This window comes from Brevibacillus schisleri, from assembly GCF_055685845.1.
This window is the reverse complement of record NZ_JBVNDM010000001.1, coordinates 1,311,520-1,336,201: the sequence shown is the minus strand read 5'-3', so window position 1 is coordinate 1,336,201 and position 24,682 is coordinate 1,311,520. Positions and strand designations below refer to the sequence as shown.

Here is a 24,682-nt window from a genome sequence, read left to right as displayed (position 1 = left end):
TTACTCCGCTGTTCTATCCATACTTTCCGAAGCAACAAAACGGTCATGACCGTTTTGTTGACCGCAAGCGGTCGCATCCACTTTTATGAAAAACGTCAAGACGTTTTTCACAGAAAAAAAGCGCTCTGTTTCCCCCAGTACGTAAGGAAAAACAAAGCGCGGATAGCTGAAAAGCAACAATCCTCACCTCTTCCTTTGACCCGAAGGAAATCAGTGTAAACATAAAACAGGCAGGTCTCCTGGCTTGAGGATCATCGCTCTTCTTCTCCTTCCCGCTCCCGGATGGGCAGTGGATGGCATGATGCCTTGAAGAATAGCTACTCTCTTACAGTGGCGGGACCGCGTTGGCTTTTCACCAAACTTCCCTTTTAACCTTGCTCCGGCGAATCGGTTTCGCAAAAACAAGGACCTGTTTCTCTTCCATATGTAAATGTCATTCGTTTCGTTGACAAGCACTTGCTTTAATAATAGCAAAAGCTACCGAGGATTCAAGCAAAAGCTGCCGATTCCTCGCAGGTGGCTATTGGCAGAAAATTTAAGATAATCCCCATTTACTTACCTGAAAATTTTCGTTACCCTATTGGCAAAACTATCGAAAGGGGTGTGCAGTCATGCTATATCCTCCGATTCCAAAAATAACAGACATGGACCTGCCCAGCCCACTGCCGATCAAGGAATGCGGCGAACCGATGATCCCCCTTTCTTCCCTTTCGGAACAAATCACGGTCTATCCAGCCTACTACCACGAGGGCTATGCCGGAACACAGCCAGAAGCCTTTTTGCGAGAAGGGGCAGCACGCAAGCTTGCCACGGCAGCCGCCCAACTGCCTGTTGGCTACAAACTCGTCGTGCTAGATGGCTGGCGCTCGTTCGAGGTACAGGCATCTCTGTATGAACGTTTTCGTGAAGCTCTGCTTTTACAAGGCTGGCAGGAGGGACCCGCCCTCACGGAAGAATTGAGCAAATTCGTTGCTTATCCAACAACAGACCTCTCCAAACCGTCCCCGCACCTATCCGGTGGTGCAGTCGATCTGACTATCGTAGGACCCGATGGCTGGATGGAGATGGGGACAGCCTTCGATGATTTCAGTGAAAGGGCGAATACTCACTATTATGAAGAACTCGTACAGCCTACCCAAAAAGACATCGAGATTCGAGACAATCGCCGACTGCTCTATCATTTGATGACTGCTGCCGGATTCGTCAACTATCCGCAGGAGTGGTGGCATTTTGAGTATGGTACGCGCACTTGGGGACAAAAAACGCAGCAGGAGCCGATCTATGGCGGGGTTTTGTCGATGTAACCACAAATACTCAAGTATTCAGCCGAAAAAGGCATGAGCCTGGTCTATACCGTACTCATGCCCAGATGGCCGCCCACTCCTCAATAAATTCCTGTACCTTTTAGCTCACTGGTATTTCAGAAGAAGCTGCTGAAACCAAAAGGCTTTTGTTGTATTCAGGTGACAATACAATATTTGTATAAGTTCCGCGACCAGACACATAGTGATAGGAATGCTCGACCCCTGCTGGGATAAAAATAGCTGCTGGACTCTCAACAGTCTTCTCTTCTTCACCGAGTTGAACATGACACACCAGCCCAGTGCCATCAGGTGCATCTCCCCAAAAGAGGAAGGCACTGTCACAATGATGCGCATGTCTGTCTACATGCTTTTCAGGAATACCGGACAAATCGCATAGTCCAAACATCCTTTGGATCACATAGAATGAGGCTCGCTCATCAACACGCGAATCCATCATAACCCAGCGTATCCCTGGACCGTCACGATGATACTGTAGCTCTGAAGCACCCTTGGGAAACGGCTTTCCTACCTGTAAGGAAACAGGTAGCTTTGGACTTCCTATTGGAGGACGCTTTTCTTCTAGAAGCCGTGTTCTTCCAATTGTTTCGGGAGGTAATGGCTCATACGCTTTGGAATTTCTCTTTACGGCTTGGACATGGTAAGCCGATGTATGCGTAAAGGCATTTTGCCCGGTGATAGGGCGCAGTTCGTCCGGCCTATACCCTGTCGTCAGACGTATCGCTTGGACAAGCTCGGGAATTCTATCCAAAGAATATCGATGATCATTTCGCAGCTTTTGCAACGCAACAGTAAGCTGGATCAAGTCAGTAATGCCTGCTCTTTCACCGATCCCTAAAATTGTCGTATCAATGACAGAAGCGCCTGCATCAATAGCCGCCAGCGCATTCGCTTGAGCAAGACCGAAATCATTATGCAGATGAACTTCAATTTCGCATCCAAACTCCTCAATGGCACGAGTTACGATTTTTTTGCATGTATCAGGCTCCCAAATCCCGACAGTATCTGCCAAACTAATGCGATCTGCACCTGCCTGCAAAGCAGCATGACCTAAGCTGGATATCTTTTCCCACTCTGTCCGTGAAGCGTCTTCAATCGTGAATCTAACCTGTAATCCAAGCTTTTTTGCTTCGATAACTGCTTGTTGGACTTTCTCATGTATATAGCTTTCCTCGTGATGTCTGAATTTGGTTTGGATAGACACATCATTAATGGAAGCCCATATCCCCACCCAGTCTGCTTTGGCGCGCTTTGCAGCATGTACTTCTTCAACAGTAGCTCTCGCATGCATTAGTATTTGCGCTCGTCTTGCCGATTGAGCCACTTTTCGGCAGATTTCTTCATCCAGAGCAGAAATTCCGGGATGGCCCACTTCTATGAGGTTTATTTGATAGCTTTCCAAGAGATGCAGTATGCGAATCTTGTCTTCGCATGTGAAGCGAACGCCTGCTTGCTGCTCTCCTTCTCGCAGTGTTGCATCCAAAATTTGAAACGCCTTCATTTCCAGCACATCCTTACGAGTTTACTTACTTTTTCAGGAATTCGTCTGTTTCACGCAAGAGCTGATCACGATTTTTTTCATACAACACCCAATGTGTGGCATCTTTGATAACCACTTCTTGTTTTGCAGATGAATTGGTCAGCTTATGGAAGAGGGACTTATCGGCAAAAAAGTCCAGATCTCCTCGAATGATCAACACTGGCGTCGTAATTTTCGCCGCATCAAAAATGGGTCTGTCAGTCCATATGTAATACAGATCTACCAAAGGTCCCATTGGACGGCGGATGGACTGTTCAGGTTGCTTGCTGCTGTTAGGATCAGCGTTTACGAAGACCTTGGATACAGCATTCATTGCCTCACTAGAAACCAGATCACGTTTATCTAGCATCATGTGCCAATGGTGCATGGCCTTGTCAAACTGGACAACCTGATAAGCTGGTAATTGGGGATTAATTTCATCTGGCTTCCCTTTTGCTTCAAATGGAGTTGCCATCAAAGGCAAAGAAAAACCATGCATAACACCATAAAGCACGAGTTTTTCAATATCATCGGAATGTTTAGTCGCGTACATCCCTGCAACAACTCCACCCCATGACCATCCTACGATACTGATTTTATCCACTTGTCGGGTTTTCTTTATGTGCTGGACGACAGCCTCCAGATCTTTTACCGCCTCAGTAGCACGGACAACAGGAGCATTCTTTACAGGTGGTTGATCCATTTCAACTGGTCGGGTAGAATGCCCAAACCCTCGGAAGTCCATCGCCCAAGTGTCGTAGCCTTGCTTTGCGTATTCCTCCATCCAGGAGAATCCCGGAACATCGAAAGCTTCGGCAGTAGGTACGCTAAACGGTTCAAGAAACAACACAACCTCTTTGCTGGCGAACTTTTCCTTGTTTTTGGCACTCATATGCCTCACATATAAGGAGACGTCCTGATCGATGCTTGGCACTTTCAGTTCTTCCGTTACGATCTCACTGGTTGATTCCACCACTGATTGAGCTTGTGTTGTACTATTTTGATGGGGGGAATCAGGAGTTGAACACCCTTGAACAAGCAGCCCTAAAGATATGACTAGCATAAGAAAATGATTTTTCATTTGATGATTGAGATTCATAGTTTGGCACTTCTTTCAAAGTAGATTTAGAGGGCGCTATAAATTGAAGATTCTTGACAGCAACGCAATGCATCCAGCTGCAATGATTAAGCCTGCGGGCAGCCCATTTGACAGTAGCACGGCCAAAAGTGTTCCAATTGTTACGCCTATGAAAACAACCGGTTGATCTGGCAAAATACTTAAGCCTTTTCCCCCGACATAAGAGATGATAAAACCTGCTATAATAGCTATCGTTGCTTTCCAACTGACCATTTCCTTACCAAGGGAGATGAAATCATATTTTCCTTTGGCAATCGGAATCAACAAGAATACCATTAGACAAAACAGACCCACATGGAAAATTGGTTTTTGGATTGCATCCATGACAGGCACTGCTTTTAGCAGAGATAATCCGAGCAGCAAGAGGGAAGCGTAGACGAGAACCAGATCCTTTGCCACTAATGACAAGAGGACGATTACCAGTAGGATAATGGTCGTATGCAACATAGGAGTCCTTTATAGTAGCGTGTTATCCCAGCTTCCCTCTGCCGGGGCTTCCACCTGTACCATTTGGACGGAAGCTAAATTGACTTTGATTAGATTGGGAGCAACGGCTGGCAATAGGTTTGGTCTCTGAATGATTAGTTTGAATGCCTCAAAGCTAGCCAATACGCCGACGATATTCGCTACCGGAGCAAGCACTGCCCATGGAGCCTCTCCTTTTACATAGGCATCTGCCCATTCAGGCAAAGCGCCTTGCGATACGGAATACTTTGCACGCTCGTCTTTGATCTGACTAATTTTTTCACGCATCTCTGGTGTGAGAGGCTGTTGATAAGAAGGGTGTCTCATGGCGACCTCATAGGGCAAGGAGTCCGGGGTCATGCACATGACTCCTCCACGGAAAGGTGGTGTTACCGCAATCCAGATGGAGGGGATTCCCATATCAGCTGCTGTTCTATGGATGATTACCCGTGCAACCAGATTATCCGTAGCATCTACAATCACATCTGTATCACCCAGCAGATCATGTGCATTTTCTTCGGTAACAAACTCCCTTGTTACCTTTACTTCCAGCTCTGGATTGATATCGTGAAGTATTTCCTTCGCTACTTCCGCCTTGGGAGAGTTGATTTTGCTGACAAAGCTGAGCATTTGGCGATTGAGATTACTTTCCTCAAACGAGTCTTGATCGATGACATGAAGCTTCCCTACACCCATCCGGGCGAGTTGAATCAATGTGATTCCTCCCACGCCGCCTGCACCTACCACCGTTACTCTAGCATTTCGCAGTTTGGCTTGCTCCTCACTCGTAATGATTCCGAAATTGCGGGTGAAACTATTGTTATATAATTGGCTATTTTCTATCAATGACACACGATCATCTCCTTTGTTCTTTCAAAATCGTTATAGTGTTGCATAGTTCCACGTTCCATCAGGGGGAGTTGTCACTTTTACCGGTGTTTCCGTATCTAGATTAATGAGAACTCCTTTGGGTGCACGTGCCAACGGTTCTCTGCCCGTCAAGATTTGCACGGCTTCATGAAAGCTGAAAAGCGATATGAGATGAGCGCGAACTGGTGTAATAATCCAGCCAGCCTTTCCCTCACAAAAATCCTCTGCCCATTCCTTTGGAGCTCCTTCTTTGACAGAGTGCCAGGCCCTGGCTTTTTTTATGTCAGCAATCTCTTGGCGTAACGCTTCATTGGTCAACTTTTCCCCTGCTCCTGGGATGTTCAATGCTGTTTCGTACGAGATGCCGTCTGGAAAAAAGGAAGAGACAAACCCACGATTTGGGGGACTTCCTGACATGCCCACACTTGGTATCCCCAGCTCACGAGCAGTCCGGTGGATGATGACACGGGAGGGTATATCGTCCACTGCTTCGATCACCAAATCGTGCCCTTTCATCAGTTCAAGCACATTGTCTTCATCAACATTTGCCTGGACGCATCGAACAGATATGTACGGGTTGATGGATTGGAGAACTTCTTCAGCCGTCGCCGCCTTTGATTTACCCAATGAATGTACCGTAGCCAGCATCTGACGATTGATGTTAGAAACCTCGAATTCATCAGGATCTACTCCGGTGACATGCCCGATCCCCATGCGGGCGCAAAGAATCGCCTCCATCCCCCCGACCCCACCCAGTCCAAATATGATGACCTTTCCGTCCTTTAAGCGTTTTTGTTCCTCAGTGGTATACACCCCAATATTTTTCTTGACCATTTCCCAATAAAAGGAATCCACTTCCATTTCTTTTTTCCTCCTCTTTCCAAATTGAATTGTCCATTTACATTTGACATTATAGAGTTCCAGTTACTAGCAAAAAAATAGCTCGTTATGACTATTAATTGGGTTTTATTTGAAATTTTCATGAACATAGGAGAAAAATTTTTAGCTAGAATAGACAAAATAAAAAGGCTTGAGTCCGGTACAATACCGAACCCAAGCCTTACACTCCCCTAACCTTACTGCATAAAATCCGCCATGATGATCTCCGTATCAAACGGCGTAATCCCTTCCTCCAAGGAAAATACCGTATCTGCCTCTTCTGCTTGATCAATCAGCGTCCCTCTCGCCTGCGCGTGAAGCATGAACAACTCATGCAGGGTAGGCTTCACCAACGAGGTGAGCGCTCTTCCCATCAGCTCTACCCCTCCGGCATTGGACTCCACATTGTTGGCAAAACGCGGATCGGAATTCAGGGCGATATCCGTCCAAATCACTTTTCTCTCCACGAGATCCAAAATGACCGGGATACAGACCCGCGTGTTTGCGGCGAGATCAATCTTGTCTTGTACCGTCTGCGGCTCGAAAATTTCTCCCGTCTGTGGCGCCGACCGAATCATCCAGCCTGCGTAGCATTCAGGCAAATCGCAATAAGGCTGACTCGAAAACGAATACAGGTTCATTACGACGTATCGACCGCCATAGCGGATGACAGAATCAATGCCGATGTCGATGAACTCGCACGCGCCTTCGGGAGCCTCCACAATATCCCCGCTATGGAACGCTTGATACTTGTCGGAACGCAGATTGGTATAAGAAATATGCTCCATGTACTTCCAGTCTTCGTTATAGAGCACGGCAGACAAATCGATATCGACTCTGCCTGTAGGCACATCGTTGACAACCCCTTCCCTCCACCACAGGAAAAAGCGAATCGTTCCTCCATCCGGGATCGATAGTCGGGAGCCGCGTGCAATCGTGCGCAATGCTTTGCTGGCGGATCGCAACGAAAACGGAACGAGATGCTCCTGTAGCCGTGGATCGATATAGACGTTGCCCAGCGACGGCAATTGGCCAAAACGGTTCAACAACGCTGTCCGGCAAATATCCGCTGCCTTCTGTCTAATGTCCGCTTGCAAGCCTGGCACTCGGTTTTCGATTGCCTGTACTTTCGCCACTTGCCCTTTCGGAAAAAAGGTCCGCCATTCCCCGTAGCTGTCCCGTTTGTCGAAGTGATTCATAACTTGCAAAAGAACTGGAGTTGATACACCATCCGCAATTTTTTCGAAGGCAGTAAGGACTGGACTCCCCTGCTCCGTCACACGCAGCAAATGATCCAGACGACGGGCAAATTCCCCAGGACGCTGTTCGAGCAGCTTGATCGCCGTTTTCACATCTGCACGGACCAGCGCCAGCTCTACTTGGCTGTTGAACGTCTCGACCTTGTGATTGTTTCGCAAAATATCGAATGCTTCTGCCGCTTTCGGATAGCGATCCTTATATTCAAACGGATGCAAGATTTCCCCGAGACGAATCCATCTGTTTTTGTAACGATTCATGTCTTCTACGATATTCGAGCTGGCTTCCAGCAGGCTAAGGAGCAGTCTTCTTTCCCCGCGTTTGAACTTGCGAAATTTTGCAGGCTCTGCCAAGCTCACATCTCCATCAGACAGCGCCACTGCCAGACGCAATACATCTGTTGCGGTCTTGTAATAGTGGGCAAAAAAAGCAGCGGGAAGCTTGTCATACTTGAGCAGCAGGCTAGCAGCGATCGCTACGTTTTCCTTTTGAGGAATCTCTGCTGGCAGAGCTTCTGCGACTCCTTCATAGCCCTGAATCAAGCCCTCCAAGTCTTCCTTGTCAGTAGCGGACAGTGAGCTATTGGCGCGCAGCAAGTTCATTCCTACCTGCAGCAGCTCTTCATCTGTGCCCAAATGAATCAGCTTCAGTCGAGATTCTCTTAGCAAAGGCAAACGTTTTTTCACTTCGTGCACAGGTAGGTCTAACGTCAAATAATGAATGATCGCATTTACAAACAGCTCACCCTCGCTAGCCTCCATGACTTGCTTAGGAAAATTCGGATACATCGGCTTGTACTGGCGGGATGCCCCGATCTTTTCCTTGAGTACAGCGACCACATCCGAATAGAGCGCAAAAAACTCTCCTTCCGACAGCGTCCGGATTCTTTCTAGCAATTCCAGCGAAAAGGTATAGCCCAAGCTCTCTATATTGCGCAAAGCCGCAGCTAAATAAGAGGTAGGCAGTTCATGCTGCCCCTGCTGTACGATGATTTTATTTTTCCGGCGAAGGTAGATTTGATTTTTCATTGGCATCACGAAAAAAATCAGGAAACCTTTCGCTTAGAAAAGGTGTACATTAGCCTGATTTTTTATTCCCTTTTGTAATTTTTAACCATCTTACTTCAATTCTCCCTGATGGTAAAGCTCTCCCTCAGGAACTACATATAAATCCGTCCCCAGTCCTAATTCGATTTCATTCCGCTGCCCGTTATTCCGCAATCTTCATCCCTGTAAAGTGAGTAGCAGAGTACCAAAACTTTACTGGAGGGAGAACTCGATTCATGAAGCAATCTGTTGTGAAAAGTCATTCGGCACCCCCTTTTTTTCAAGGGGAGAAATGGTTAGTGTATACCGGCTTGCTCGGCTTCTTACTCGCTGCCATATGCGCGATCTGGGTCATGTTGCACGGGGGACCCATCGCTCCTAAAGGCGATGTCTCGAAAGCGTTTTCCTTTAATGCCGCACTCGGAATATTTTTATTGACGACAGCCGCAATCATTCCTTTATCTACCTTGGGTACACGAAGTAGAGCTTTCTTTCGCTGGTCTTATATCCTGCTTGCTCTCTATTCTTACGGAGCGGAAACCGTACAAAACTTCCGCGGTTTGGACCCGAGGTTCGTCAAAAATGGTACACCCTTCGACGTCGCCGTTGGTTCCATTTTTACTTTTGTGGCTCTTCTGCTGGTCCTCTTTTATGTATTCATTGCCATTCAGTTTTTCCGCAGAAAAGCTTATTCCCTACACCCAGAGCTAGCCGTTGGTATCCGCTATGCCATGATTGCGATTATGCTCTCGTTTGCGGCAGGCCTCTGGATTTCATTCAACTATGGTCGAGTAGTCGGAGAGGAAGGGAATATCATTTGGCTCCATGGCATTGGTTTTCATGCTTTGCAAGCAGTACCTTTTGTCGCTTGGTTAGCGGAACGTAAAAAGCATGTGTCCACTGCTCGTACTGGATTCATCCATCTCACAGGCATCGCCTACTTGATCGGTTTAGCTGCAATCGGCTGGCAAACCTATCTCGGTCGTGCTGTTTTGGAAATGTCCGTATTTCCGATTATCGCCGCCTGTTGTTTCTTGGTTTCCTTTATTCCAATTGTTTTCTTCCTTCTCCAAAAGAACGATGCAAAAAAACTCCACTACACTTCTGATATTCCGAACTAATTGATTCTCCTTATCATTCGTGATACTTTGTTACCAGTACCTGACATACGGTATCAGAAACGAGGAGATCGGACTATGACAGCACGTATTGGACTTCCTGCACCTGATTTTACGATGGACACCGTGACATTTGACAACGGATTTCCCCTGCCAAAGAGCTTGGTAGACTATCGTGGAAAATGGCTTCTTTTGTTCTTTTATCCGTTTGACTTTTCGAAAGTATGCCCAACCGAAATTCTCAGCCTCAATCGCCGGATCAAGGAGTTCACGGATTTAAATGTCGAGGTACTTGGCATTAGCGGCGACAGCATACATACACACAAAGCATGGATGAGAGCGAGTGAAGGCATCGGACCACTCTCCTTCCCTATCGCTTCTGACTACAGCAAAGAAGCTACCATGGCATACGGTGTGCTAGACGAAGCAACCAAAGCTCCGCTGCGCGGCAGCTTCATCATCGATCCAGAAGGCATCCTGCAATACGCAGTCATCTCCAACTCCAAGGTTGGCAGAAGCGTAGACGAGACGCTCCGTGTGATCGAAGCTCTGCAATCAGGCGGATTGTGCCCAATGGACTGGAAGCCTGGGCAAAACACGATTTCCTAATCGATAGACATAAACAAAGGCCGCATGATCGCTTGCACAGGATCATACGGCCTTTTTCATTTTTTAATAGGCATAAGAAAACTTCTATCGAGGCCTATTCATGGAGGAGCGATCGCGTTTTAGCAGAAAGTTTTCATGCGCTCCGGAATTCATAAGCGTACCGCTTATAAATTCCTATACGTTAAAAAAAATCAGGAAAGCAGTACCCCTAATCGCCAGTTGAGTTAGAAGGAAGGTGTACTATAGCCTGATTTTTTCACCATACCATTATTTATCTTCTCTGTAAATACTTATCTAGACGCGACCGGATACGGAAACAAGTCAACCACACGTATGGTCTCCCCGCTTTCGTTGGTAAACACAACATGCTCTCTCCGAAGCTCGGTCGGACTCTCCAAACCACATGCTGCCGCCAGCGAGAACAAGCCTTCCCTCAACTGTAAAATATAGTTCATGACACGCCACTGCTTTTCTGCTGGAACCAGCGCCTCCTGGTATTTGGAATCCGTCGTAGTGACTCCTGTCGGACATTTACCTGTATGGCATTGCATCGCCATGATGCAGCCAGTTGCAATCATGAAGCCTCTCGCGGAGTTGACGCAATCCGCCCCCAATGCCATGGCGATCGCTACTTTGTCAGGAGTGACGAGCTTGCCGGAAGCAAAAATCCTGATGCGGTCCCGGACACCGAATTTCCGCATCGTATCATCGAGAATGATGAGCGCGGCGAACAATGGCAAGCCCATGCCATCTGCCATTGCCTTGAACATTGCGCCTGAACCGCCCTCAGAGCCGTCAACCGTAATGAAATCCGGGTAAATGGACAGCTCCAGCATTTTCTCAAAAAAATGCTCCAAGCGCTTTGGATCGCCGACAACGATTTTTACTCCCACCGGCTTGCCTCCCGCCTCCTGCAAACTACTGATGAAATGCAAGGCTTCGTCCGGATTGCTGAGGAACTCGAAGCGGTTCGGTGAATTGACTGTTTGTCCCACAGGTACCAGCCTTGCTGCTGCGACTTTTTCCGTGACCTTGGCGCCCTCGAGGTGCCCTCCGCGTATTTTGGCCCCTTGATGAAATTTCAGTTCGAACGCTTTGATGTTCGGGATGCTTGCCTTTTTCTTGAATTCTTCGATGGAAAACTTGCCCTTGTCATCACGGAAACCAAACATCCCAGGCCCGATTTGCGAAATAATATCTACACCTGTAGAGAGGTGAACTTCTGCAACGCCACCCTCTCCTGTATTGATCCAAGAGCCGCCTGCCATACGTGCCCCATACCCAGCGGACATGATATAGTTTTCTCCCACTGCTCCAAAGGAGGTAGCTGATGCACCGAACATCCCTTTTAGCCGCCAGGGCTGCCTTCTGTTTTCGCCCACGACAATGACATCCTCGTCATGCAGCATCCACGGCTTAACCTCTAGTTCCTCGATAAGCTTTTCTCTTCTTGTAAACAGTCCTTCATGGGTAATCTCATACTTTTTGCCAGGGACCACTTTCTCGTTATCTACCCGCAGCTCACTCGTCAGCCTCGGGAACATCGCATTGGACAAATAGAAGCCGGGCTCCTCGTAATCGCGTTTTCCACCAAACGAGATCAGGTCGGTCCTGTATTTGGCCGCATAAACCATCCCGACAAAGTCAGAACGGGAGAACGGCTTCCCTTCTGTATCCGATTCAAACCAATACTGGCGAAACTCAGGCCCGAGCTTTTCCAGCAAATAACGCATCCACCCCAAAAAAGGATGGGAACGAATAATGGAGTGCTTCGGCTGTTTAGACAAGGCGTACATATAACCGAAAAATACAATGGGTGGCAGAAGAAGGATGATGATAATGACGCATAACAGAGTAGGTACCACTTGTGCTTATCCTCCCCAAACACAATATTCTAGTAAATCATGTCAAGGATAGGATGCGACAAGTTCTCTGTTTTTAATCGTATTTCTCATCATCCTCCCTTATTAGTCCATCTACGATTAATTCCAGCTCTGTTTCAAAATTCAGCATGATTTCTACAGGCAGCTGCTCTGCAACCTCTGTCATGTCTGGAAGAAGCAATGCATCCTCTACCGTACCAGGCTTCGTCTCCAACTGATCGTACCACTCTCGAATATGATCCATCATGCGGTAAAACGAGGCCTCAAACTGATTCGCGTCATCCTCCGCGTCGTCCTCATGGCTCTTTTTCATCCGATCCCAATATTCCAGCGTCGTGCGCAGTGCTTTCTCTATGTTTGCATCCATTTATCGTCTCTCCTTTTCGTCTCTTCCTTCTCTCTCCTTTAGTATGACCGCATCGATTGCACAATGCCACCTCAGGTGTAAACCTCTTGCCCCTTCCATTTTTTCATAATCGTTGCGTTTTTTGACACGTTTTATAGCCCGGTTGAGTCATACGAAAATGAAAAGAGGCTGTTATCCTAAATGTAGCTAGCAGCCGATGATCCGGCAATAAACAAGAGAGCTCTCTAGTGGAATAGGGGAGGATGCACCCTGTCATTACGATGGAACAATCGAAAATTATCTCTCCCGCTACTTTTCGTCTCCGTCATTTGTATCGTTGCTCTACAGCTGCCTATCGCAGCCAAGGCGACGCCTGCCGATACTGACTCCTTGCAGGCGATCATTGATCAAGCACGCCCTAACGATACCGTTACCATCCCGTATGGTTTGTACAAAGGTCCGATCCGAATTACCAAGCCGATTCAATTGGTAGCCAATGATCCAGTGAAGATCATCAATCCGACTGAGGAAGAGGCAACGCTCACGATTGAAAGCGACAATGTGAGCGTGCAAGGAATCCATATCGTGGACAAGCGAATCAACAGTGACGTAGCCGCTCTTGTCATCCGAGGCGATCAAAACTTCCTGGAGAATGTCATCGTTGAAACGAAAGGGATCGGTATTCAATTACGGCAAGCAAACTACAACACGCTGCATAACGTTCAAGTCATCGGAAAAATCAAAGGTGATGGCAGCCCAACGACCAGTTCCGGACATAATCACGGAGCACAGCCTGAAGTAAAGCCAAAGCAAACGGAAAAAGCGAGACGAGGAAACGGAATTGACGTGCGTGAATCGGATCATAACCGTTTCATTAAAAATCAGGTGACGAATGTCGAAGATGGCTTTTACATCGAAAATAGCGATCGAAACCATCTGGAACAAAATCTGGTGACGAGCTCGCGGTACGGCTATCACTTCATGGGGACCTCTGATACGACGGTCATCAACAACATTGGAATGGAAAATGTCACAGGCTCCCAGCTTATGGAGTCGCGCAAATTGACGGTTACCGGGAATCAATTTTTGAAACAGCAAAAAAATCCTGGTTCGCAAGGAATTCTTCTCATTACCGTACAGGATACGCTGATTGCAAACAACACGATTGAGGGGAACCGCGTTGGACTGTATTTAGAGCAATCATCCGGTATTACAGTAAAAAACAATTTACTCAGTCTCAACTTTATCGGCATGCAGTTTTTGTCCTCTTCTGACAACGTATTAACCGATAATCAATTTGTCTCCAACGTCATCCAAGCGCAAGCCCAGGATAGTCAGAACAACAACTTAAACAAAAACTACTGGGACAATCTGCAAGGACTCGATGTAAACGGGGATTCTCGCAGTGATTTACCGTACGAGATGAATCCTTTTTACCTAGGTTTGACCGATGCGGTTCCTGCCTACCAGTTGTTTTTCCAAGCCCCGGGATTTGTGTTTCTGGAAGGCTTGTTTACAAGTGGGGCCGGCTCAGCAATCAAGGACGCATCTCCTTTAATGCAACCCTCGGACACCGTGTTACTTGAATCTGGGGAAACAAGCAGTTGGGGTGCAGGCATTCTTGGACTTATTTTGTTAGTAGGAAGCTGTTCCATCATTTATATAGGAGTGAGAAAATCATGAACAAAATGAAAAAATGGGGTACAACAATCGGAGCAATTCTCGGCATTAGCCTGCTTATGGTCGGCTGCGGAAGCGAAGAGCCGAAACCTGTGGATATCGCGGAAGGCGTAGACAAATGTGACCTTTGCAAAATGCATGTCCCTAACGATCACAATGCTACTGAAATCGTCTTAAAAGATGGAAAAGCACTGAAGTTCGATGATCTCGGCTGCATGAACAACTGGACGAAAGAGAATGGAACCGATAACGTGGCTGTACAATTTGTCCGCGATTACTACACAGCAGAATGGACAAAAGCAGAGAAAGCTACCTACGCTTACGACAAAGACTTCAAAACGCCAATGACATATGGCATCTATTCATTCAAAGAGAAGTCTGCTGCAGACAGCTTCGTTCAGGAACAAAAGAAAGGTATTGTCATGAGTGCGGATCAGTTGAAAAATCATAGCTGGGAAAATGGCATGAGCAAACACATGAACAAAGACGGTCAGTCTTCCGAAGGTCAACATAATGGCGGTCACGAAAGTAAGCCAGCAGATCACGGCAGCAATAGTACTACCCCAACCACACATAACTAACAGAGGGAGTGGAGTCTTTGCACATCAATCTGATTGCCAAACGAGAAGTGAAGGTAGGCTTTCGCAATCCATGGTCCTACTCGTTTATGGCTCTGTTCTCCCTGTTTAGTTTGGGGCTCTTGATTATCCAATCGCAGTCCTACATGAAGGGTTATACGTATACGACAGGTACCATGCTGAATCTGATTTTGTATTTGCTGCCACTGATGACGATGCTTCTCTCCTCTTTTTCCTTGACGGCGGAAAAAGAAGAGGGAAGCTGGCAGCTCCTCTCTACCTACTCCATGACGACCTTTTCGTTTTTGGTGGGGAAATATTTAGGACAAGCACTCGTGTTGGTTGCGATCGTCAGCTTCGGGTATGGGTTGTCTGGTGTAGCTGGTATGCTGTTAGGAAAAAGCTTTGCATTCTCGACACTTTTGTTTTTGCTTGCCTTTTCCATCTGTCTCATTCTTTTATTTTTGGGAATTGCCATGCTGATTGGGGCCATTAGTAAAAACCGTTGGCAGGCTTTGACGATGGGAGTCAGCATCTGGTTCTTCTATATTCTGGCATGGCCTACTCTTCTCATCTCTGTGCTCAGCTTCGTCCCTTATACATGGATCAAGCCTCTGCTTCAGCTCGCAACGTTTCTCAACCCGGCGGAGTTTGTACGAATCTTTTCCGTTGCCAGATTAGGCGGTGGCTCGATCTTTGGACCTGAATACTACAAATGGGTGTACTGGGCTGATTCTCCGCTTGGTGATCTCATCTTTGTCGCACTCAGTCTGCTCTGGATCAGTGCGACCTTGTTCATAGCCATCCGGGTATGGGAAAGAAGGTAATGCAATGAATACGTTAGGACTTACCATCGACCAGGTCACTAAGGAAATCAATGGGAAAACAATCGTCCACCCATTCAGTATGAACATTCCACCGGGCCAAGTCGTCGCCCTATGCGGCGGGAACGGTGCAGGGAAAAGTACGATCCTGCGGATGCTGGTCGGTATTCTCCCGCCTTCTTCGGGAACCATTCAGCTCAACGGGTTAAACTGGAACGATAATCGCGTAGAGTATCTTCAAGAAATCGGTTATATGCCGGATCACTTTACGTTTTCTGCCGGACTTACCGCGAAAGAAACGCTCGAGTTTTACGCTTCCCTGCGCAATCGCACCGCCGAAGAGGCGGATCGGCTGCTGAAAATGGTGGGACTGCATGAAGTGAGAAACAAACGGGTGTCCCAGTTCTCCAAAGGCATGCAGCAGCGTCTCCTGTTTGCCCAAGCGATATTGGCAAAGCCTGCACTCGTCGTTCTCGATGAACCGACCAACGGACTCGATCCGTATTGGATGGATGCATTTGTCGATCTCGTGCGGGAAGTAAAGCTAGCGGGTCAATCCGTTCTCTTTACGACACACCAGTTGCAGGTGGCAGATGCGGTAGCGGATCGGGCAATTTTCTTGATGAATGGGAAAATCGTGCGTGATGGATCGATAAAGGAGTACCAGCAGCAGTATGGGGCAATTGGTTTGTATGGTGCCTTTTCCGAGCTTGTGAATCAGGCAAAGGCATGAATAAAAAAACGCGGGAGATTTGATCGTTTAGATCGACTCCCGCGTTTTTGCTATTTATAGCGCCTTTGCTTCCATATAAAAGACAGATAAAAACTTTTTCACACTAATCCGGCACTTCGTCGTTTTTTCGCCCGCCTCCAGCTCTTGCATCCGCTGGCGAATTTCTTGAAAGTCAAACAGTCGTGGTGCAAAGTGTTCAAAGGTCGGGTTGGCATAGTCGGTCAACCCCAATGAGGAAAGATGCGTAAAGGCTTGCAGGACCATCCGGCGAATCCGTTGTTCCATGGCACGCACCTCTTTGGTAATGCCATGCTCATTCAGGGTGGCATGCACCTTCAGCAGAATTTGTGTGTACAGTTCCTTGAGCTGCAATTCGTGCAGCTTGTCTCCTTGCCGCTCATCCTGTACGAGCCATTCTATGATCAATAGCAGATCGGGAGCCCCGGCTTCACCTGCGATCCCTAGCTGCAACAGCAGCTTTCTCGCTTTTTGTGCCAGAATATCCTGATCGGATGACTGACTTTTCAAGCCGCTGGTATGTGGTTCTTTTGCTTTGACGTCGAGGATTTGTAAGGATTTGCGGATGGTTTGCAGAGAGGCTTCCAGCGTCAAGTAATCCGATACTCGCTTTAGCACAGCCATGACTTCAAGGCGGTTGATCGGCTTTTGAATAAAGGTATCAATTCCTTGCAAATAAGCCTCCCCGATCATTTCCTTGTTCTCCACCTGTGACACCATAATGAAGCGGCCCGCGAAGCCATCTGCCTGCAACTTTTTGATCGTTTGGATGCCATCGAGTCCTGGCATTAACAAGTCGATCAAAATGACATCGACCCCATACAGCTGATCAATCGATACGTGACTGCCGTCGCTGGCTTGTCCTACAATTTCACCCAACCCGCTGTCTTGAATAATTCGTTCGAGCATGCGGCGCACTACGGCATCATCTTCAATTAAAAAGAAACGTATCATTGCTTACACTCCCTCCTTTCCGAGCAATTGGTCAGTCGGAATTTGCACTTCTAAGTGCGTCATTTGCTTCTGATCAGGTAAAATACGCAGGCTTCCTTGTAGGCTTTGGACAATTCCTCGGGCATGCGTCAGTCCAATTCCGGTAGATGCATTTCCCTTTTCATCGTATTTCGTCGTATACCCGGGCTGAAACACCCATTCCTGCTCTTCCAGCGGGATTCCCGGACCACTGTCAAGTACACTGAACACCAGATGACGATGAATCAGCTTCACATTCAGCTCAATCCGTCCCGACGTGGGAATCGCCTCTACTGCATTGGCTACCAGGTTGTTTAGCACGGAGAGCAGCGCATAGATTTGGCTGGTAGACAGGTTGATGTTACAGCTCCAGTCGATTTGAATTTCCCTTCCCAACATCTCGGCGTACTTCTGATTCGCCCGAGCAACCAGTTCACACAGCTCTTTGATCGGTAGCTGTGGTGCTAGTCCCTCCTGATTGATTAGCTTGGAAATGCCCGCCAGCATCCGCTGCGAATCTTTTTTTACTTCATGTACATTCTCTGCAATCGCCAAAGCTGTCGGGGATTCCGCATGATCAGAGGTGAGCAGACGTCTGTAGAGCTGATAGCTCTCGCGCGTGATTTCCTCCAGATGCGTCATTGATTTTCGCAAGTAAAAGGCTTCCTCATACAGCTCTGTATTGATCATCCGCAGACGCTCCAACTCTTGCTGACGCACCTCTCCCACTGCCCGCAACTGCCTGATTGAAAAGCTGTTGTACAAACCAACAGCAAAAAAGCTGCGCAAGACCCCAAAGAAGAGAAGCATCAAAAAGCTCTGCCAAGTGATCGGCGGAAAATCAGTGAAATACTGTCGCACTTGGATCTCTACCACATTGGAGATGAAATCAATGGATGCACCTATCAGCCCTAACCATAGAGGGAACTCACGATACCTTCGCGCACGGAGCAAATAAAACAGAACCGTAAAGCTGAAATAGTAAAAGGCGGAGGGAAGATGCGCAGCCACGCTCTCCATGTATGGACGGTACGCAAAAAAGACATCCATTCCGACGCGAAATCCGAAGATAAACGTCCCTGTAAAAAAACCCGTCAACAATACAGGTACAGACGAAAACCACAGCAATCCGAAAAAGAAAGCAGCGATGCCCAAGGAAAAACGAAAAGATCCTCCTACGGGGTTTACCTTCATCTCTCCAAAAAAGGCAGTTGCCAGCATGATAATAAACAGGATCAAAAGGCGTTCTCGCATAGCTGCTCCTTTCACACGGAAAAAGATCTCCTATTCTTATTTTACTAAGAATCGGAGATCTGCAAAGATAAAACGTTTACGCGTGCTTGTTTTCCAGTCGCTTGGAGACGACTGACAGCGCGTAGTTGACGACGAAGTACATCACTGCCACCATAAGGAAGGTTGGGATGACGTAGTTGACATTGCGTCCGTTGATGATTTGCGCATGGTTCATCAGCTCTGGCAAAGCGATTACGACAGCCAGTGACGTATCCTTCAAGAGCGAAATGAATTGGCTCACAATCGGCGGAACCATTCTTCTGAGAGCCTGTGGAAGGACAACATGCCACAGTGTCTGGACATAATTCAGACCAGAAGAGCGTGCAGCTTCAATCTGTCCTTTTTCGACCGAAGTTAAACCGCTTCGCACGATTTCCGACAACATCGCTGCTTCGAAAATAACCAACGCCAGAACAGCGGCCCAAAACTTGTCCAGCTTGAATCCCACTTCAGGGAGAGCAAAATACGTAAAGAAAATAATCAACAAGAGCGGCAAATTGCGAATCAGCTCTACGATTGTCCCGAGAACTTGTGAGACTCCGGGAATTTTTGCGTAACGCAAAACCCCTACGATAATCGCAATCGTAAAACTGAAGACAATTGACAAGAAAGCGACCTGCAAAGTGACCCAAAAGCCTTCGAGCAGGAAGGTCAAATGACTGGGCGCATATGCTCCGGTAAAGTCCATGATGTCCCCTCCTCCTTAGCGGCTTCCAGCCAAGCGTCGCTCCAAATAACTGACGAACGCGCTCAACGGAAGGGTCAGAATCAGATAAAAAACAGCTACAAAGATGTACACATCAAAAGTAACAAACGTATCAGCGGAAATCAGATCTCCATAGTACATCAGGTCAAGACCTGCAATCACACCTAATACCGAGGAGTTTTTTACGAGATTGATAAACTGGTTGCCCATCGGCGGGATCACGACCTTGATCGCTTGTGGCAAAATGATATAGCGCATCGTTTGTCCGTACGTCAATCCCGAGGAACGAGCGGCTTCTGTCTGTCCTTTTGGAATCGCCTGAATGCCTGCGCGGATCGTCTCCGCGATAAATGCAGCCGTATACACTGTCAACCCAAGCGTACCCGCAATAAAGGGCTCCAGTATGATACCAATGGCCGGCAAGCCCACAAAAAAGAGGAAAACGACGAGAATCAACGGGATATTCCGCACAAACTCGATGTAAGCCGTAGCGATCCACTTGAGTGGTCGAATCGGAGAAATCCGAAAGATCGCAAAGAGCGTCCCCAGTACAAAGCTCCCGACGAGAGCAAGTAGGCTCGCCTGTAAGGTGTTCCAAAAGCCTTTGAGATACATATCCATGTGATCAAACAAGATAGAAAAATCGATCATCTCTTATGCGATCCTCCTTGTGTGCAAAATTCTGTTAGGAATATAAGGGAATGAGCGGCAGAGTAAACCGCTCATTCTTTATGGAGTCGAACCGCATTATTTTTTAGGTTTTGTTCCGATCCATTTTTCGTAAATCTTGTCGTATTCGCCGTTTTCTTTCATTTCTTTCAGCAGATCGTTCACGGTTTTCACGAATTCAGCATCACCCTTGCTGATTGCAATACCGTATGGCTCTTCCGTGAAGGTCTCTTCTGTTACACGGTAGTTCGGATCTTGCTTCGCCATGCCGTACAGGAGAGCGTTATCAGTTGTCAGCGCGTCACCTTGCCCAGCTTTGAGTGCTGTGAAGGCTTCCGCGTAGTTTTCGAATTCAAGTACTTCTACATCAGGAGCACTCGCTTTGATGTTTTTCGCAGATGTAGAACCTTTTGCGGTCACGATTTTCATGCCTTTTTTCATGTCTTTCAGACCGTTGATTGAGCTGTCCTTTTTCACCAAGAAAGATTGACCTGCTAGGAAGTACACGTCAGAGAAGTCTACTTCTTTTTTACGGTCTTCTGTAATAGTCATCGTTGCGATGATCGCGTCAATTTCTCCGTTTTTCAGCATCGGAATACGCGTTTTGGAGGTTACTTCCTTCAGCTCAATTTTGTTTTCGTCCCCGAGTACTTTCTTTGCGATCGCTTTCGCAATATCGATATCGAAGCCTTCTACATTTCCGGTTGCCGGGTCTTTCAAGCCGAACAAATTCAGGTCGTACTTCACTCCGACTACGAATTTGTCTCTTTCTTTGATTTTTGCCAATGTGCCTGTTCCTGCTGCAGCTGATGTACCTTTTGCGCCGCCTTCTGTTGTACTACCCCCACCACAGCCTGCCAACGCAGTTGCGCTCAGCATCAGAACGAGACCCATACCTGCTACCTTTTTCCACAGCTTGTTTGCTTTCATCTGAATACCCCTTTTCTCTATCGTTTTCTTTTTTAGTGATTCAAAATCCGACTCAAGAACAAACGCGCACGTTCTTCACGCGGACTTGCGAAAAACTCCTCTGGTGTCGAATCTTCGAGAATCGTGCCCTGATCCATAAACACGATGCGATCTGCGACTTCGCGGGCGAAGCCCATTTCATGCGTCACGACCACCATCGTCATGCCTTCCTTCGCCAGCTTCTTCATGACATCGAGCACTTCTCCGATTGTCTCGGGGTCCAGTGCAGAGGTCGGTTCGTCAAACAGCATGATTTTTGGTCGCATAGCTAGTCCACGCGCAATTGCTACGCGTTGCTGTTGACCGCCAGATAGTTGCGTTGGGAACATTTCCGCCTTTTCCGGAATCCCTACCTTTTCCAAATAGTAGAGAGCCGTTTCTTCGGCTTCCTTCTGCGATACGCCTAGTACCTTGGTTGGTGCCAGCGTAATGTTTTGCAGTACGGTCTTGTGTGGGTATAGATTGAAGTGCTGGAACACCATGCCGATGTCCCGACGCAGCTTGTTGATATCGGTGTTTTTATCATTCACTTTCACCCCGTCTACCACCAGCTCTCCGTCTGTAACCGTTTCCAATCTGTTGATACAGCGAACCATCGTGCTTTTACCCGATCCTGACGGGCCAATGACCACGACGACTTCTCCCTGGTTGATATGCAGGTTGATGTTCTTGAGGACATGAAAGCTTCCGTAATGTTTATTTACTTGGTGAAAACTAATCAACCTTAAATCCCCCCTTGCTCTATGTCTTATTTTGTATACTAATGTCGAACTACTCAAAACTACTGAAAAAGACAAAGAAAAGTTTTTCTGTTTAAAATTTTCTAATAACACACAATAAAGAAACGAAGTGAACCTCCCAGTCAAATGGGAGCCAATATATTATGTAAGACCTGAATGGAGGCCGGCCTATGAAAGAAGAAAATGTAAAGCCTTGGCTCATCCGGATGCGCCAAGGAGAGGAAGAAGCTTTTCAAGAAGTCTATCGAGCAACTCGCACGTATGTCTACAACCTGATCTATTTTCTGGCGCCACACAAACAGGATGTAGACGACATGATGAGTGAAGTGTACGTGGAGTTGATTCGAAGCATCGACAGGTACGATGTGGAGCAGCCCTTTATCCCATGGTTTAACGGATTGATAGTGCGGCAGGTTCGCAACTGGAATCGGAGCATTTGGCGAAGATTCCGCCTGCTAGAGCGGGTAAAGGAAAAAGGCTACGAAGCACCTGTTGCAGGTATGGAGGATAAGCTGGGGGCGATCAGTGATGAGCTGGAAGTCATTCCTGCCGTAGAGAACTTATCCTTCAAGCTCAAGGAAATCGTCGTACTGCGTTACTATCAGAACTGTTCCTTGGAGGAAATTGCTGCGATTCTTCAAATCCCGCTCGGAACGGTGAAATCGAGACATCACTTGGCAATGAAAAAGTTGAGAGAGCATTTTGAGCATCAAACCAATCGTGAGGAGGCATCTTTTCATGTTCATTGAAAAAAAGCTAAGAAATGAGTATGAGTTGGTAGCAGGGAAGGTCCACATTGATCCTGCATTGGATAGCAAAATCGAACGATTAGCCAAACAGGAGTTCGCTGGCAAGCGGCGTTTGCACAAAGGGATGCGCTTTCGTCCAAAGCTGGTACATGTTGCAGCAGCGTTCGCCCTGACTACTGGTTTTGGTTATGCGACACACAGCTTGTTGTACAAAATGGATGAAGGCTCTGTCCAAATGGAAGTTCAAGCACGTAAGGATTTTACATTGACACAAATAACCCCTAAAGAAATACGTCTGGAATTGGCAAACGTTGAGAACAAACTGGCAACAGGCGAAACTGCCCTTGTCTACTTCGCAGCGCTTGAAAAAGAGAAGCACCCTCTCTTTCAACAAAACCCCATGATCGGCATCGAAAAGCCGGATGTGGTGAAAGATTGGAAAGCATGGACTGCCGTCCTCAGTGAAGAAGCTTCTCTCTCACATGCCTTGCCACACCAGCTTCCTGACAGCTTTTCCTTCCTTGAAGGCAAACAGGGTACCCCATACGGTGTCATGATGGGTCAAGAAGGAAAGCAGTGGCTGCATGAGCTTCAAGAAGAAAGCAAGGAAACAGGTAAAAATGTCGTATGGAAAGTAGTTCCACAAGCGACTTCTCCTATCGAAGCGTATACCAGTCTGTATGAGAACAAGCAAAAAGAACGTATCTTTGTTACGATAGAGAAATTCCCGAAAGAACAACTAGATGTACAATTGAGCACACCAGAAACAACGAAATACGATGCAGTAACTGTCAGCGGAAAAAAAGCGCATTACACGAAAAACGACCACTTCCTGTTTAGTGAATCCGGTCAGTATCAAGAGCTGTCTTGGTTGGATCAAGACGGAGAGCAACCGATTATGTATCGTATAGCTACCGATTCGCCAACCGTTTCCAAAGAAATGCTGCTCCAGGCTGCAAAAGCAAGCCAGCAGTAACAAATAGGAAAAAAGATAAAAAAACCAGTTCAACGCTCTTTATGCGATGACTGGTTTTTCCTTTTTAACTATTACGCATTCAGATCATACAGTCCTGGGCTGTGTTCATTTGGCTGTTCCGGCATGATAGGAACCGGGAAGCCCTCAGGTGGCGGAACTACTTCCAAACTGCCGCCATTTCTACTCGGCGACTGTCCGTTGAAGATTTCTCCAATACGAGTGTTATCCAATCGGAAATTGAACTGAGCATTGTGGAAGCCCATTTCTACATACTTGCGGCACTCAGGATACTTGTTTATGTCGTAGTTGGGGATAGGGAACAGCTTGCCTCAGTTCACGCCTAATGTCTCCAATGCCTTTGCGAAGGCGTTTTGATGGGCGTTATCCCGAACGATTAGGAAAGCAAGCGTTTCACGGAATGTTTTGTTCGAGCTCATTTCGTAAATGCGTGACTTTTGCAGGACACCGGTTGATTCCAGCACCAGGTTGTCGAGAAGATCACTTATCAAATTGCCATGATTATACACATAATTCCCCATCCATGGATTTCCTGCTGCATCGACGGGTAAGGAGCTTTGCGCACCCACGATGAAATGGTGCGCATTTCTCCAAAACGACCACCCAAAATCTCCTGGATGACTTTAGCTGCCGCCGGGTCGGGTTTATCTGGAACAATCATGTTAATCAAATCTTCCTTGTAAAAGTACAAAATGGATGACCTCCCTCCAAAGTAGATGAATGCTAGGTCTTAGTTTGGATGATGACGAACTACTTTAACCGGAAAAAGCAAGAAAACGGCCCTTGAATAAACCCGACTATTTTGTAAAACAGTAAGCACCATAAGGACTATAAAGGAGAATAAAAATGACTCGATTTTTAATTAAGGCTGCTGTTAACGGTATTATTGTTGTCGCTTGTTTATGGTGGTTTGCAAATGCATCCTGGACATCCGCCATTTTAACGGCACTCGGGTTAACCGTCATCGCATATCTGATTGGCGATCAACTGATATTACGAGCTACCAATAATGTTACGGCCACGATTGCAGATGCAGTGATCGCTGGGATTTATTTATGGGCAGTTGCCAGATGGCTGAATTGGCCACTAAGTTTTGGCGAGTTAATCATTACGGTAGCCCTTTTAGGTGTGGCAGAGCTTGTGTACCATCGCTTTTTGGGGATATACGATCATAATCGTATCAAGAAAGAACCCGGAAAATAATTCTCCTCTTCCTTTGAGGGGATATATCCTGTCCCTCTTGTAAATCTTATCTTTGGGTTACATCACAAAGTTAGGAGAACCCGAATGGATATCAAAACTCTA

At 47.0% G+C, this 24,682-nt stretch carries 25 protein-coding genes, 1 pseudogene and 1 riboswitch; of the genes and pseudogenes, 10 read left to right on the top strand and 16 right to left on the bottom strand.

Going from position 1 to position 24,682, the window contains the following annotated elements; all coding sequences use genetic code 11:
- A complete protein-coding gene (locus ACUUHJ_RS06885; protein ID WP_289676601.1) occupies positions 1–177 on the bottom strand; it encodes a hypothetical protein in 177 nt (58 codons plus the stop codon).
- Positions 178–212: 35 nt separating this feature from the next.
- Positions 213–428, bottom strand: a riboswitch (cobalamin riboswitch).
- A 183-nt stretch (positions 429–611) separates the two neighbouring features.
- Here ACUUHJ_RS06885 and ACUUHJ_RS06880 point away from each other — a divergent pair.
- Positions 612–1,304 (top strand): M15 family metallopeptidase, encoded by a 693-nt coding sequence (locus ACUUHJ_RS06880; protein WP_472298516.1) that lies wholly within the window; start codon positions 612–614, stop codon positions 1,302–1,304.
- Between the two features lie 100 nt (positions 1,305–1,404).
- Here ACUUHJ_RS06880 and ACUUHJ_RS06875 read toward each other — a convergent pair whose 3' ends face one another.
- The 6 genes from ACUUHJ_RS06875 to ACUUHJ_RS06850 form a co-directional block, all read right to left on the bottom strand.
- Positions 1,405–2,823 (bottom strand): LeuA family protein, encoded by a 1,419-nt coding sequence (locus tag ACUUHJ_RS06875; protein WP_289676598.1) that lies wholly within the window; start codon positions 2,821–2,823, stop codon positions 1,405–1,407.
- Between the two features lie 25 nt (positions 2,824–2,848).
- Complete coding sequence (locus tag ACUUHJ_RS06870) at positions 2,849–3,940, bottom strand: alpha/beta hydrolase (protein ID WP_289676597.1); 1,092 nt, start codon at positions 3,938–3,940, stop codon at positions 2,849–2,851.
- 36 nt (positions 3,941–3,976) lie between these two features.
- The gene (locus ACUUHJ_RS06865; RefSeq protein WP_289676595.1) at positions 3,977–4,426 is read right to left on the bottom strand and encodes a DUF441 family protein; all 450 of its coding nucleotides are present in this window, start codon (positions 4,424–4,426) and stop codon (positions 3,977–3,979) included.
- Between the two features lie 9 nt (positions 4,427–4,435).
- Positions 4,436–5,296 (bottom strand): HesA/MoeB/ThiF family protein, encoded by an 861-nt coding sequence (locus ACUUHJ_RS06860; protein ID WP_472298515.1) that lies wholly within the window; start codon positions 5,294–5,296, stop codon positions 4,436–4,438.
- Positions 5,297–5,326: 30 nt separating this feature from the next.
- Positions 5,327–6,175: a HesA/MoeB/ThiF family protein gene (locus tag ACUUHJ_RS06855; protein ID WP_289676594.1), complete on the bottom strand. Its 849-nt coding sequence runs from the start codon at positions 6,173–6,175 to the stop codon at positions 5,327–5,329.
- A 215-nt stretch (positions 6,176–6,390) separates the two neighbouring features.
- Complete coding sequence (locus ACUUHJ_RS06850; RefSeq protein ID WP_472298514.1) at positions 6,391–8,478, bottom strand: TerD family protein; 2,088 nt, start codon at positions 8,476–8,478, stop codon at positions 6,391–6,393.
- A 254-nt stretch (positions 8,479–8,732) separates the two neighbouring features.
- On the opposite strand from ACUUHJ_RS06850, the gene ACUUHJ_RS06845 reads away from it, so the two are divergent.
- Together ACUUHJ_RS06845 and ACUUHJ_RS06840 are read left to right on the top strand one after the other, a co-directional pair.
- The gene (locus ACUUHJ_RS06845; RefSeq protein ID WP_472298513.1) at positions 8,733–9,617 is read left to right on the top strand and encodes a hypothetical protein; all 885 of its coding nucleotides are present in this window, start codon (positions 8,733–8,735) and stop codon (positions 9,615–9,617) included.
- A gap of 75 nt (positions 9,618–9,692) precedes the next feature.
- Positions 9,693–10,223, top strand: coding sequence for a peroxiredoxin (locus ACUUHJ_RS06840; protein ID WP_472298512.1), 531 nt, complete (start codon positions 9,693–9,695; stop codon positions 10,221–10,223).
- A 290-nt stretch (positions 10,224–10,513) separates the two neighbouring features.
- Here the strand turns inward: ACUUHJ_RS06840 and ACUUHJ_RS06835 are convergent, their stop codons facing one another.
- Together ACUUHJ_RS06835 and ACUUHJ_RS06830 are read right to left on the bottom strand one after the other, a co-directional pair.
- The gene (locus ACUUHJ_RS06835; RefSeq protein ID WP_472298511.1) at positions 10,514–12,088 is read right to left on the bottom strand and encodes an FMN-binding glutamate synthase family protein; all 1,575 of its coding nucleotides are present in this window, start codon (positions 12,086–12,088) and stop codon (positions 10,514–10,516) included.
- A gap of 73 nt (positions 12,089–12,161) precedes the next feature.
- Positions 12,162–12,473, bottom strand: coding sequence for a hypothetical protein (locus ACUUHJ_RS06830; protein ID WP_289676589.1), 312 nt, complete (start codon positions 12,471–12,473; stop codon positions 12,162–12,164).
- A 369-nt stretch (positions 12,474–12,842) separates the two neighbouring features.
- On the opposite strand from ACUUHJ_RS06830, the gene ACUUHJ_RS06825 reads away from it, so the two are divergent.
- From ACUUHJ_RS06825 to ACUUHJ_RS06810, 4 genes are read left to right on the top strand one after another with little or no spacing between them, the layout of a single operon-like run.
- A complete protein-coding gene (locus ACUUHJ_RS06825) occupies positions 12,843–14,135 on the top strand; it encodes a right-handed parallel beta-helix repeat-containing protein (protein ID WP_289676588.1) in 1,293 nt (430 codons plus the stop codon).
- The gene (locus ACUUHJ_RS06820; protein ID WP_289676586.1) at positions 14,132–14,713 is read left to right on the top strand and encodes a nitrous oxide reductase accessory protein NosL; all 582 of its coding nucleotides are present in this window, start codon (positions 14,132–14,134) and stop codon (positions 14,711–14,713) included. Before ACUUHJ_RS06825 ends, ACUUHJ_RS06820 begins: the two co-directional genes overlap by 4 nt.
- Before the next feature lie 17 nt (positions 14,714–14,730).
- Positions 14,731–15,537 carry an ABC transporter permease gene (locus ACUUHJ_RS06815; RefSeq protein WP_064201759.1) on the top strand — a complete coding sequence of 269 codons (807 nt, stop codon included), beginning with the start codon at positions 14,731–14,733 and terminating at the stop codon, positions 15,535–15,537.
- A gap of 4 nt (positions 15,538–15,541) precedes the next feature.
- On the top strand, positions 15,542–16,267 hold the full coding sequence (locus ACUUHJ_RS06810) for an ABC transporter ATP-binding protein (RefSeq protein WP_012684950.1): 726 nt from the start codon (positions 15,542–15,544) through the stop codon (positions 16,265–16,267).
- A 54-nt stretch (positions 16,268–16,321) separates the two neighbouring features.
- On the opposite strand, the gene ACUUHJ_RS06805 is transcribed toward ACUUHJ_RS06810, so the two are convergent.
- The 6 genes from ACUUHJ_RS06805 to ACUUHJ_RS06780 form a co-directional block, all read right to left on the bottom strand.
- Positions 16,322–17,239: a response regulator gene (locus ACUUHJ_RS06805; protein WP_289676584.1), complete on the bottom strand. Its 918-nt coding sequence runs from the start codon at positions 17,237–17,239 to the stop codon at positions 16,322–16,324.
- A 3-nt stretch (positions 17,240–17,242) separates the two neighbouring features.
- On the bottom strand, positions 17,243–18,511 hold the full coding sequence (locus ACUUHJ_RS06800; RefSeq protein ID WP_472301151.1) for a sensor histidine kinase: 1,269 nt from the start codon (positions 18,509–18,511) through the stop codon (positions 17,243–17,245).
- 76 nt (positions 18,512–18,587) lie between these two features.
- Positions 18,588–19,238, bottom strand: a complete 651-nt coding sequence (locus tag ACUUHJ_RS06795) for an amino acid ABC transporter permease (RefSeq protein WP_289676583.1) — start codon at positions 19,236–19,238, stop codon at positions 18,588–18,590.
- A gap of 15 nt (positions 19,239–19,253) precedes the next feature.
- Positions 19,254–19,907: an amino acid ABC transporter permease gene (locus tag ACUUHJ_RS06790; RefSeq protein WP_012684946.1), complete on the bottom strand. Its 654-nt coding sequence runs from the start codon at positions 19,905–19,907 to the stop codon at positions 19,254–19,256.
- A 96-nt stretch (positions 19,908–20,003) separates the two neighbouring features.
- Positions 20,004–20,855, bottom strand: a complete 852-nt coding sequence (locus ACUUHJ_RS06785) for a transporter substrate-binding domain-containing protein (RefSeq protein WP_472298510.1) — start codon at positions 20,853–20,855, stop codon at positions 20,004–20,006.
- 32 nt (positions 20,856–20,887) lie between these two features.
- Positions 20,888–21,616, bottom strand: a complete 729-nt coding sequence (locus ACUUHJ_RS06780; RefSeq protein ID WP_016741740.1) for an amino acid ABC transporter ATP-binding protein — start codon at positions 21,614–21,616, stop codon at positions 20,888–20,890.
- Between the two features lie 188 nt (positions 21,617–21,804).
- Here ACUUHJ_RS06780 and ACUUHJ_RS06775 point away from each other — a divergent pair, with 188 nt between their 5' ends.
- The gene (locus tag ACUUHJ_RS06775; RefSeq protein WP_289676581.1) at positions 21,805–22,383 is read left to right on the top strand and encodes a sigma-70 family RNA polymerase sigma factor; all 579 of its coding nucleotides are present in this window, start codon (positions 21,805–21,807) and stop codon (positions 22,381–22,383) included.
- On the top strand, positions 22,373–23,359 hold the full coding sequence (locus ACUUHJ_RS06770) for a hypothetical protein (protein WP_472298509.1): 987 nt from the start codon (positions 22,373–22,375) through the stop codon (positions 23,357–23,359). The genes ACUUHJ_RS06775 and ACUUHJ_RS06770 overlap by 11 nt, the downstream gene beginning before the upstream one ends.
- A 71-nt stretch (positions 23,360–23,430) precedes the next feature.
- Here the strand turns inward: ACUUHJ_RS06770 and ACUUHJ_RS06765 are convergent.
- Positions 23,431–24,068 (bottom strand): annotated as a pseudogene (locus ACUUHJ_RS06765) (manganese catalase family protein).
- A gap of 155 nt (positions 24,069–24,223) precedes the next feature.
- Between ACUUHJ_RS06765 and ACUUHJ_RS06760 the strand changes: the two are divergent.
- On the top strand, positions 24,224–24,580 hold the full coding sequence (locus ACUUHJ_RS06760) for a DUF2512 family protein (protein ID WP_289676578.1): 357 nt from the start codon (positions 24,224–24,226) through the stop codon (positions 24,578–24,580).
- Positions 24,581–24,682: the final 102 nt, after the last annotated feature.